An 11,226-nucleotide genomic window follows, 5' to 3' on the forward strand; every position below is an offset into this window, starting at 1 on the left:
CGACACCGCTCGGTGAACAATACGCCAATTCCGTGCAGACTACGTATCCGGTCACTTATCGTCTAAATCATGATGTTCGGAAAGGTCAGGCCGTCGAGGATGGCGCAGGTTGCTCTGTGTATGCTCGGCGGCTTGACCATCGCATGCGCCGATCAAGCCGCGACCCGGGCCGTCTTCGGACCTTATGATGGCCGGTTCTGGGCGAAGTCGCTCGTCTTGGCTGGCCTGCTGCTCATCGTGTTCATGGCGGGCGAGCGGCTCATTGCCCTGTCGCCGGTCCGAACAGCCAAGTCGGATTCCGTAGCATCGGGCAACGGATGCAGGCCGGCCGTGATACGGGCCATGCAATGCATCTCGCATGCGTCCGCTGCCAGTTGGCTCCGTGAGTTGTTCGAACGATTCGACCGGCTCGGTCTGATCCCACGACTGCTGATATACGGGGCGGTCATAGGTATCTGCTGGATGCCGGTCATCATCATGATGGCTCCCGGCACCATATGGTTCGACACGGGGGACCAGATTGCGCAGTTCTTCGGCATCAGCGCCTATGGACAACCGGCAGGCGCGATATCCTCGCATCATCCGGTGCTCGACACGCTTGTCTTCGGCGGCGCGGCATGGCTGGGCGATACGCTGACCGGAAACTACCAGAACGGTCTGATTGCCTATCTCGCCGTCCAAGTGGCCGCCACCATCCTCGGACTTGCAGCCGCATGCCTGTATGTACGGCATATCGGCTGCGGCCGCGCCTATGGCCTGATGATGCTGGTGTTCTTCTCCGTCTTCCCGGCCTTCCCGATCTTCACGATGTCCATCGTCAAGGACAGCCTGCACATGGTGTTCCTCATCCCATGGCTCATCATGATGGCTGAAACCGTGCGGACCGGGCTCGAGGCGCTGGCGTCGAGACGTTTCCTCGCCGGATTGTTCGTGCTGTCCCTCGGCTGCGCGCTCACCACGATGACCGGGCTGTACATCACCGTGCTCTCCCTGCTGGCACTGCCAGTGGTCGCAGCGACTCGCCGTCGGCGTCTGACGGCGCTTGCCGCTGCGCTGGGCGTGACGTTGCTCGCCGTCGTCATATTCCCCGCAGCCGTGGCCGGGCCGCTCAAGGTGGCCAAGGAGGATTCCAACCAGATTCTCGTCGTGCCGATGCAGATGACTGCACGGTATGCGCTTGACCATCCCCATGACATCACGCCAGACGAACGCAAAGCCGTCGACACGGTCAACCATGTGCCGTTCGATCACATGGCCTCGAGGTACAACCCTTATCTGGCCGACCCGATCATCCAATACTCGCTGCGCGACGCCAACGGCGTGCCCGACTATGCCACGGCTTGGGCGCAGATGGGCCTCAGGCATCCGGATTCCTATCTCATCGCGTTCGCCTCACTCGAATCCGGCTGGTTCTCTTTCCTGCGCACGCCACAGAATTCCACAGCACCGGCGGTGAGCCTCGCCTCGCTCGACCGGGTCGCCGACCAGGCCATCGGCAACCAGATGGACTTGCAGATCTTCAACACCTACAGCAAGCCGTTCCGGCAGATGCCCGCGTATGCGGAAAACCGGGCCGGTCAGTCCGCCGCCCACGCGTGGTGGAACGCATGGCGCTCCCTCCCAATCATCCGCATACTGACGTTCACCTCCGTTTGGACATTCGTCCTGCCCCTGTTCCTTGTCTATTGCCGTCTCGGCCGTGCCGCCGCGTCCGCTGCGTCCGGCATGCGCGATGGTCGCGCTGTCAGACGGCATTCGTGGTTCCCGTTCGCAGTGCCTCTTGTCTGGTCACTGCTTTCCCTGCTGCCCAATGCAATTTCGATACCTCTCAAACCCACCGCCACCCGGTACATGCTGTGGTCGCTCATCATGGTTCCCCTGCTGATCGGCCTGCTGCGTGCAGATGCGGTACGCCCTGAACGGTTATGGCGGCAGAAAGGGGTCTGACGTCATGAACCGCGGTTTGGTATTCAATCTCATCAGCAATGTCGCCTTCTTCGTCGCCGGATACGCCATCCACTACTTCCTCGGCGGTTTCGCCTCGCCAGCCGATTATGGCGTGGTGGGCACCATCATCACCGTGCTGGACTTCGAGTACCTGTTCGTCAGCAATGGCGCACGCCAATCCCTGGCCCGCAGCATCGCTTCACGGCATTACGACGGGCGCCAGGTGATCGTGCGCACGCTGGTGGTCCAGTTCGCCGTCGTCGCACTGTTCTTCCTCATCGACTTCGCGGGCGCGCCGCTGTTCGGCGTGATGCTCGGCGACGATGCTTTGGCGCGCTATTTCCGTTATGCCGCGTTCCTCGTGCCAGCCAACGGCCTGTATGTCGTGATGCTCGGCATCAACGACGGATTGCAGCGGTTCGGACGCAGCGCGTTCCTTGCCACCTTCTATCCGATGATCAAGCTTGGCACCATTCCGTTGATCATCCTCGCGTTCCCCGATGATCCGGTCATCGGCCTTGAAGTCGGCTACTGTTCGGCGATGATCGTGACCATCGTCATCGGACTCGCCATGCTCGTTCCCATCTGGCGGGTGCTGCCCGCAGGGGAGGGCCACGACTTCACCTGGCGCGCCGCCGCTCACGGTACGCTCTCCTTCTCCTTGTTCTTCATCATGGCCTCATTGGTACTGAGCGCCGATACGCTCGTCGTCAAAGCCGAACTGCCTTCGCAGATGGCCGGCTACTACACCGGCGCGATGAACTTCGGGAAGACCACGTATTACCTGCTCCAGGCGTTCGCCGTCATCATCCTGCCAGTCGTCTCGCGGTTGATCGCACAGGGGGAGCGCGATGCGGCTATCGGCAAGGCCCGCGAACTCCTGCTGCTCGCATTCGCGCTGATTCTTCCGATGGCGGTGACGATTTCCGCCACCAGCACGACGCTGCTGTCCGCCTTCTACTCGCCGCAGTACACGATTGCGGCGTCGGCTCTCTCCTTCCTCGCATTGTCGAGTTTCTTCATGGGCGTCACGGTGATGCTCAACATGCTGCTCAATGCCGAACGCGACGCGCGCTTTTCCGATTGGCTGTCGTTGATCTCGCTGATCGTCGTCGTCACGGCGTTCATCCTCAGCGCACGATGGGGCGGCATCACAGCCATCGCGGCCACCAGCATGACGTGCACATTCCTCCTCATGACGATTTCCTTTGCTGAGGTCAGACTCAGGCTGGGGGATGTGATGTGCTGCAGGACATGGACGGCGATCGGCTGCAACGCGGCGTTGTGGGCGGTTGCATACGGTGTAGGGCGCTTGATGCCGACAAGCAACTTCCTGGTGCTCATGTGCCTTTATGCATTGATGTATGCGGCCTATCTCGCGGTCATCGCGCGGGCCGGCGTCATCGATATACGCATGATTCGAACGCTTGTGACAAACAGAAAAGAGTGATGACGATGCACGTGTTCGTACAGATCCCCTGCCTCAACGAGGCGAAGACACTGCCGATGGTCATGGAGCGGATGCCGAAGTCGATTCCCGGTGTCGACCGGCTCGATGTGATGATCGTAGACGACGGCTGCACGGATGACACCGTAGCGGTGGCACGCGCCCTAGGCATACGGCATATCGTGCATCACAGCGGCACGATGGGACTGGCGCGCGCCTTCCGCGACGGCGTCGATTACGCGTTGAAGCATGGCGCGGACATCGTGGTCAATACGGACGGCGACAACCAGTATCCCAGCGAGCGCATCGGCGATCTGGTGCGTCCTATCATCGAGGGCAAAGCGGATATCGTGGTCGGCGACAGACAGACCGACACCATCAAGGAGTTCGGACCGTTCAAGAAGCTCATGCAACGATTCGGTTCCTGGGTGGTGAACACCGCGGCCGGAGGAACGCATATCCCTGACGCGGCCAGCGGATTCCGAGCCTACTCCAAGCGGGCGCTCATACAGCTCAATATCCTGACCGAATTCAGCTACTGCATGGAGACGATCATCCAGGCCGGTTACAAGCGGATCGCCATCACCTCCATACCGATCGTCACGAATCCGAAAACCCGCAACTCACGCCTCTTCCACAATATTTTCGAGCATATGGGCAAGTCGGCGGGCGCCATCATCCGCAGCTTCCTTATGTTCCGGGCACATACGGTGTTCACCTGGTCGGCTATCGTCCCCGGTCTGCTCGCGGCCATCATCTTCATCCGATATCTCACGTTCTTCTTTGCAGGGCAGGGCAGGGGCATATGCAGTCGCTGCTGCTCGGTGTCATGCTGTTCATCTGGATGGTGATATCGCTGCTGCTGCTCATCATCTCCGAAGTGATGCGCACGCAACGCAAACTCCAGGAGGACCAGCTCGAACGGGTCAAAGAGATCGAGTATTCGCCTGCGGCACGTGCGTTATGGGGCGGAACACAGCATCAGGATGCCGCCGATCCCCAACAATCATGCGCCGAGTGGAAGGCAACCCGATGAGCGTGCTCGGCAGCGGCATGTCATGCCGGCCCTCATGCCAGAAAGAAGCGCACATGGATGCCGCGGCGGCCGGAGCACGGAGACCGGCTTCGCGCGTATGGCTCAAGCCGATCCTTGTCTCATTCGTCGTCATCACGGTGCTGGAACTGTTCGTCTTCAATCTGCCGTTCTGGCAGACCATCGGCTCCACGCCGCAGCAGACCCATGATGACGGGGTAGGGTCGGGCCTGAGCGTCGAGGCAGGCGGGATCGCCGTCGTCACCGATCCGGAGCACGCCTGGCGTGACGTCTCCGCCAACCAGCCCATCGAATACCTGTACATCGACCACGTGCCGTCTGAGCGGCCCTCCCAGAACGACTCGGTGAAGTGGCGGGTCTCCACCATGAAATCCACCGACAGCGGATGGTATGACGCGAACGCCGACGTCGGCTATTCGCCATCCTCCGAATCGTCACGGTATTCGCGGGTCGGAGACGGCTCCACCCATGTCAGACTCCGCTATCAGCAGATGGAGAAAGGCGCGGTGATCCCATACGGCCCCATTACGGCCAATCCGCGTGTGCCTATGCGCTTCAGCGCCCTTCGCCTCGCTCTCGAACTGGCGGCAGCATTGCTCATCATCCTGTTCCGTCCGAATTCGCCGCTCTATCGCATCCGGCTCGCGTTGCGCCGCAGCTCCAGTCTGATACCGGTCGGCATCTGTGCGGTGGCTACGAGCCTGACGCCAATCGCGCTGCTGGTTATGGCATCGCCGCAGGACAGCCCGGAACCCACGTATTGGAACTATTTCGAGTCCTACTCCGCAGTCAACCAATACCAGATGCTCGCCGACGCCATCCTTCACGGCCGAACGTGGCTGGACTACCCGGTGAACGATGCGCTCGCCGGCATGAGCAACCCCTACGATACGAAAGCGCGTATAGCCACGGCGCTCGCGCATCCCGACATTCCCATCTTCTTTGATGTGGCGTTCCATGATGGGCGATACTATTCATACTTCGGCGTCCTGCCGGCGCTGCTGCTGTTCGCGCCATTCAAGGCGATTACCGGCATGGACATGGCCACGAACACAGCCCTCATCATCACGGCGACTCTGGCTTCCGCCGCCGTCGCGCTGCTCGCCATACAGCTGGCTCGTCTGATCGGTCGTCGCCGTGCAGTCTCCCTTGGCGCCGCCTTGTTCGGCATGGTCGCCTTCATGTTCGGTGACGGCATCGCTTTCGTCATCCAATTGGGGTTGTTCTACCAGATACCTCAGGAGATGGCGATCCTGTTCGCCGCTTTGGGATTGTCGCTATGGATCGAGGCCAAACTGCGCGGATTGAATCTGCCCCTGTTGGCGTCGGGGTCGTTGTGCATGGCATTGACCATCGCATGCAGGCCTCAGGTCATCCTTGCCACGCTTATTGCCGTCCCGTTGTTCGGCGATGAGATCATCGGATTATGGAGGCAGAGTTTGCGCGGAGGGGCGGCGCTCATCCGCGAGCTCAAGACTTGGTCGTGCGCGATAGCACCGTATTTGCTGGTCTTCCTGCTCCAGTTCGCCTACAATCAGGCCCGCTTCGGCAAATTCACCGATTTCGGCGCGACCTACAATCTGACCGGCTACGATATGACGCATATGCGTGCGCCGCTTACCCAGTATTTCTCGTTTGTCTTCACCTATCTGATACAGCCTCCCAACATCACCGCGCATTTCCCCTTCATCCAACCGGCGGGGGTGCCGTTGACCACGTGGCGCTCCGAACATGCCATGTTCGGCGGATGGTTCCTCACTGCTGCGCCGTTCGCGTTGCTTCTGTTCACCATCGTCGTATGGAGGTTCGCGCTGCATGGCATCCGCGCCAGTGGACTTTTGGCTGGCGTATTCGTGTCCTGGCTGCTCGCCTTCATTGTCGATGCCCGGATCACCGGTCCGGATATCCGGTATGAAATCGATTTTGCGTTCATGCTGATGACTTCGTTCCTTGTGCTGCTGTATGCCGTCGATGGTGTCGTGAATCGACAGGATGCCGCGATGGCCGGAAGCGTGACGGATTCTCGCGGGGATAGCGTCCGGATGGAAGCGGCCCATTGGCGACTCGTAACCCAGAGGCTCACGTTCGGATGGCTGTGCGCGGGGCTTGTGGCGGCGCTGGTATTCCTCTTCTTCAAACAGTTCGCATCGGGGATGAACATGCCTGTGGCGAACTGGTGGGATACCGCATCCTGGTTCCTCTTCATGTAGGCAAGAGGAACCAGGATTCAATTGCTCTTCAGCCGATAGCGCTGGGTCGGATCGTCCTGCAACCTCACCTTGGCGACGCGCCTTTCCCGGATCAGCTCGCGCATCCCTGACGTGGCGGCCAGCGGAGTCAATTGCAGTTCGCGTATGATCTCCTTGATGCTCATCGCCGAATGACGCTCCAGCACGGTCATGATCGCCTTCGAGATGTCGCTGGGCGTGCTGTTCGCGGCCGTCCGATGCTTGGTGATGGTCATGGTGAACGTGTTGATGTCATTGCGTGTGGTCGCCGGTTCGACGCCGGCCTCGCGCAGGCTCGCCGCGATGCGCTGATAGCCATCGCCTCCCTCAGGATTGACGAACCCGCCGTCAGGATACGGAGTGGACTCCAGAAGCGTGAAAAGGAACTGGTTTCGTGTGGAGACGAACGGCACGCCCGTCACCGGATGCGGGTTGGCGAGCACGTCATGCGTTACCGTGCCGTACAGGCCACCCGGATTCGTGATTTCTATACGGTTCGTGAACACATTGATGCGCACCTGTGTGCCGCGGGCATCCGGGGAGTAGTCGCGGTGGGTCAGCGCGTTGGCGATTGCCTCACGCAGCACCACGGGCGGATAATCCGGTTTCTTGGCGCCGATCCAGCGCATCAACGATTCCACCGCATCATTGATCATCACCGGAATAGGGCCGACAATGGTCTTCGCGGCGACCAGTCGTTCGTCGCCGCGGAACACCTCATCACGGTCGATGCCCGGAAACACGGCGATGGAGATGGACAGACGCGGATAATACTTCTGAGGATACCGGCCAAGAGCCAATAGTCCGGCCAATGTGGGCCTCAGCACGCCTCCGACCGTGGCATCGTCGGAATCATCATGCCGGAGCACTTGCAGATCCAGCAGCATACGGGCGTCGTCGCTGCCGGAGAACACATGAGGATGCTGCTCGCGGACACGCGCCAACAGGCCCGATACCAATGCATGGTCAAGGTCGTCGATGGTGGCGCCCGGCACGATATCCAGATCGTAGGTGGGTTGCAGATGCTCTTCGATAAGCCGATCCACCTCATAGGAGGTCATACGCCGGTCGCCGTCACCTGTGCGGATGAACGAACCGCCATGGGGGCCGAGCGCCGTGGTGAAGCATGGCTTGTCACGTGGCAGCATCTCATCGATGCGTGCGAACACCAGATTCGCTCCCTCGAAAGGACAGGTGACAATCACCGGGCGCACCACCGGGGTCATCTTCTCGCATGCCTGGCTCAGCGCCTCCTGCATGGCGCGCGCATCGAAATGATCGACCGGCGCGAAACCCGACTTTTCGGAAAGCCCGAGGATGATCCAGCCGCCTGAGCCGTTCGAGAATGCGGACAGCGTATCCGTGATGGTCGAGGAGATGCGACGCTTGCATTCCTTGACCTCGCATTGCTGCGTGTCGTTGCCAATCATGCGCATCAGCTCGATGAGCTCGGTCATCTTCGCGGTGTAGTCATCGATGGAGTGACGCTCGGTGCCGGCGTCGTCACCGGATATGGCGAGAGATGAGGCGATTGGAGGAATAGCCGACTGGCTGACTGCGTCGGGGATCTGTGTGCGGGGAATCGGGCCATTCGGCATGCCCGTCGGATAGTCGGTCGGCTCTCCGGCCGCGGTGGGGCCGTCAATACGATGCATGTCGTCGGTCATGGCGCGCCTCCTTGGCATGGAAGAACCCGTATTGGCACTATTGTGCCGCAGCTGGCGAGGTGGATGCGAGCGGAGTATTGCCATGCGCCATGCAATTCATCGAGAATTCATACGAGACGTCCCCTATGGCGTGTCGATATAATGGAGGATACGGCGGCGCGGTGGCCGTCAGGAACAGTCAAATGCCATTGATAGGGGAGTGATCATGAGCGACACCAATGAAACCGATACGTTCACGTTCAATGAGAACGACGTCAACGATGTTACGGCGGACGGGCAGCCCGGTGTAACGGAGGATGGCTGTGCCAAGGCGGCCCATTGCCCACTGAAGCGCCACCCAGGCCTATGCGGCAAGGGAGGCAAGTGCCCGGTCAGGAACATCTCCAAGGATGACGCCATCGCCGGGGTCATCACGTTGGCGGGTGTGGCCATCCTGACAGTGGCGACCTACTACATTCAGTTCGTACTCACCAAGGCGGCCGTCAAATCCGCGCTGAAGGAGACCCGCCTGCGCTGAGATCCATATGTCGACCTTGAATCCTGAAGCGCCACGCAACAGGATGATGAGGTGTTATGAGTGATCCCCATTCCCTCGGACGGGAATGGGGATCACTCATCTGTCTACTGCTGCCTGTGCCCGCTGTCGAGAACGGTGTGTTCTGCGGCCATCACGGGTGATAACCGCGGAACGGTCCTGCGACTTGCGGGGAGTCGGTGCTTATGCTTTCTTGCTTCGGGCAGCGAGGCTGTGCCTACTGTTCCTCGCTGCGGGCAGCGAGGCTGTGCCTACTGTTCCTCGCTGCGAGCAGCGAGGAAATGCTCCTCGCTAGGAAGGACGGCGTTGAGGATCACGGCGACCACGAAGGCCACGGCGATGCAGTTCGAGGCGAAGATCTGCTGGAACAGGGCCGGGAAGTGGGCGAAGATGTCGCTCACCTGCGTGAAGCCGATGCCGATGGTCAGCGAAAGCGCAGCAATGGTGATATTGCGCTGGGTGAAGCCCGCCTCGGCGATCATCTGGAAGCCGGAGAGGATGATGTTGCCGAACATCATGATCGTGCAACCGCCGAGCACCGCCTGCGGCAGCGAGTTGAACATCTCCGCGATGGCCGGCACGAAGCTCGCCAGAATCAGAATCAGGCCACCGGAAAGAATGACCTTGCGGTTGACCACCTTGGTCATGGCCACCAGACCGATGTTCTGGGCGAACGAGGTGAGCGGCAGACATCCGAAAAGGCCTGAAACGGAGGAAATCAGACCATCGCCAGCGATGGCGCCGGCGGTCTCCTTCTCGGTGGGCAGACGGTTGAGACCCACCTTGGTCAGGGCGGCGGTGTCGCCGAGCACCTCTACCGAGGAGACGACATAGAGCAATGCAAGGGAGATGATCGCGCCTGGGTCGAACACCGGCTTGAACGGCATGAACTGCGGCACGGAGACGATGGCGAGATTCTGGAAGCCCGAGAAATCGACCTTGCCCATGCATACGGCCACCACGTAGCCGACCACGAGACCGAACAGCACGGACAGCTGCTTCAGCGTACCCTTCATCAGCAGCTGGAACGCCAGGCACGCCACCAGTGAGACCAGACCGAGCGTGAGGTTCTCCCACGAACCGAAGTCCTTCGCGCCGGAGCCGCCGCCGAAGCTGGTAGCACCCACGTTGAGCAGGGAGAAGCCGATGGACGTCACCACGATCGCCGAGACGATCGGCGGCACAAAACGACGCCAGTACTGTGCGGTCAGGCCCAGCACCAGCTCAAGCAGACCGCCGACCAGCACCGCGCCAACGACCGCACCATAGCCCTTGTCGGCGCAAATGGCCACCGCAGCCGCCACATAGGTGAAGGAGATGCCGGTGACCATCGGCAGGCGGGAGCCGATGCGCCACGCGCCATACAGCTGCAGGCATGTGCCGAGACCCGCCACCAGCAGGCCCGCCTGAATGACGGTGGCCGACTGAGCCGGCGTCATCTTCGCTGCCGAGGCCACGATGAAAATCGGGGCGAGATTCGCCACGAACATGGCCATGACGTGCTGCAGGCCGAATGGAATACCTTTCCAGAACGAAACCGGCGCATCCAGCGAAGTCAGCGCCTCCATCGAAATGCCTGCCGACTTGGCGGCATCCTTCTTCTCTTCCATATATCCTCTCTTGATTCTCTCGTATGTCAACGAACGCCGGTCCGCTGTCCGGCGAACCGGCGTGTGCCCTCAGTGGCGGAACTCAATCTTGCCGGTCTCGGGGTCCATGGACTCCACGATGGCCAGCGAGTCCACGTCATAACCGTCGGCGCGCAGCTGGTCGCCGCCGCCCTGGAAGCCTTTCTCCACTGCGATGCCGATGCCTTCGACGACCGCGCCGGCCTCCTCGCACAGCTCGATCAGGCCGCGCAGCGCCTTGCCGTTGGCCAGGAAATCATCGATAAGGAGAACATGGTCTCCAGGGTTCAGGTATTTCTTGGAGACGATGACCGGGAACTCCTTCTGCTTGGTGAAGGAGTACACGGTGGTGGTGTACTGGTCGCCATCCAGATTGATGGACTGGGCTTTCTTGGCGAACACCACGGGCACATCGCCGAAATGGCGTGCCGCGCAACAGGCGATGCCGATGCCCGAAGCCTCGATGGTGAGGATCTTGGTGATGGTTTTGCCGGCGAAGTGCCTGGCCCATTCAGCGCCCATGTGGTCGAACAGACGCACATCGCACTGATGGTTCAGAAACGCGTCCACTTTCAGCACATTGCCGGGTTTGACGGTGCCCTCGGCCTGGATTCGCTCCTCGAGTTCCTGCAATGGGTTTACCTCCTTGGCGTCAGATGGAAATAGCTGTTTTCAGATAACTGAAGGATATGGCAAACCAGCTTACGCTGACCGGCGCAT

At 60.6% G+C, this 11,226-nt stretch carries 9 protein-coding genes; 6 read left to right on the forward strand and 3 right to left on the reverse strand.

Annotated elements, in window-relative coordinates; translation table 11 throughout:
• The first annotated feature begins 69 nt into the window (after positions 1-69).
• From BW14_RS03190 to BW14_RS03205, 5 genes are read left to right on the forward strand one after another with little or no spacing between them, the layout of a single operon-like run.
• The gene (locus tag BW14_RS03190; RefSeq protein WP_181162284.1) at positions 70-1,947 is read left to right on the forward strand and encodes a DUF6020 family protein; all 1,878 of its coding nucleotides are present in this window, start codon (positions 70-72) and stop codon (positions 1,945-1,947) included.
• A 4-nt stretch (positions 1,948-1,951) separates the two neighbouring features.
• Positions 1,952-3,397 (forward strand): lipopolysaccharide biosynthesis protein, encoded by a 1,446-nt coding sequence (locus tag BW14_RS03195; protein WP_181161799.1) that lies wholly within the window; start codon positions 1,952-1,954, stop codon positions 3,395-3,397.
• Positions 3,397-4,245, forward strand: a complete 849-nt coding sequence (locus tag BW14_RS03200) for a glycosyltransferase family 2 protein (protein ID WP_219846518.1) — start codon at positions 3,397-3,399, stop codon at positions 4,243-4,245. The genes BW14_RS03195 and BW14_RS03200 overlap by 1 nt, the downstream gene beginning before the upstream one ends.
• A complete protein-coding gene (locus tag BW14_RS12085; protein WP_219847183.1) occupies positions 4,239-4,430 on the forward strand; it encodes a hypothetical protein in 192 nt (63 codons plus the stop codon). Before BW14_RS03200 ends, BW14_RS12085 begins: the two co-directional genes overlap by 7 nt.
• Positions 4,431-4,483: 53 nt before the next feature.
• The gene (locus tag BW14_RS03205) at positions 4,484-6,658 is read left to right on the forward strand and encodes a hypothetical protein (RefSeq protein WP_140489259.1); all 2,175 of its coding nucleotides are present in this window, start codon (positions 4,484-4,486) and stop codon (positions 6,656-6,658) included.
• Positions 6,659-6,675: 17 nt separating this feature from the next.
• On the opposite strand, the gene BW14_RS03210 is transcribed toward BW14_RS03205, so the two are convergent.
• Positions 6,676-8,133, reverse strand: coding sequence for an ATP-binding protein (locus BW14_RS03210; protein WP_044088479.1), 1,458 nt, complete (start codon positions 8,131-8,133; stop codon positions 6,676-6,678).
• 415 nt (positions 8,134-8,548) lie between these two features.
• On the opposite strand from BW14_RS03210, the gene BW14_RS03215 reads away from it, so the two are divergent.
• A complete protein-coding gene (locus tag BW14_RS03215) occupies positions 8,549-8,860 on the forward strand; it encodes a hypothetical protein (protein WP_044088379.1) in 312 nt (103 codons plus the stop codon).
• 269 nt (positions 8,861-9,129) lie between these two features.
• Here the strand turns inward: BW14_RS03215 and BW14_RS03220 are convergent, their stop codons facing one another.
• Together BW14_RS03220 and BW14_RS03225 are read right to left on the reverse strand one after the other, a co-directional pair.
• A complete protein-coding gene (locus tag BW14_RS03220) occupies positions 9,130-10,488 on the reverse strand; it encodes a nucleobase:cation symporter-2 family protein (RefSeq protein ID WP_140462908.1) in 1,359 nt (452 codons plus the stop codon).
• Positions 10,489-10,557: 69 nt separating this feature from the next.
• Complete coding sequence (locus BW14_RS03225; RefSeq protein ID WP_044088377.1) at positions 10,558-11,139, reverse strand: xanthine phosphoribosyltransferase; 582 nt, start codon at positions 11,137-11,139, stop codon at positions 10,558-10,560.
• Between the last annotated feature and the right edge of the window lie 87 nt (positions 11,140-11,226).

Source organism: Bifidobacterium sp. UTBIF-68, from assembly GCF_006408855.1.
Classification (GTDB): domain Bacteria; phylum Actinomycetota; class Actinomycetes; order Actinomycetales; family Bifidobacteriaceae; genus Bifidobacterium; species Bifidobacterium reuteri.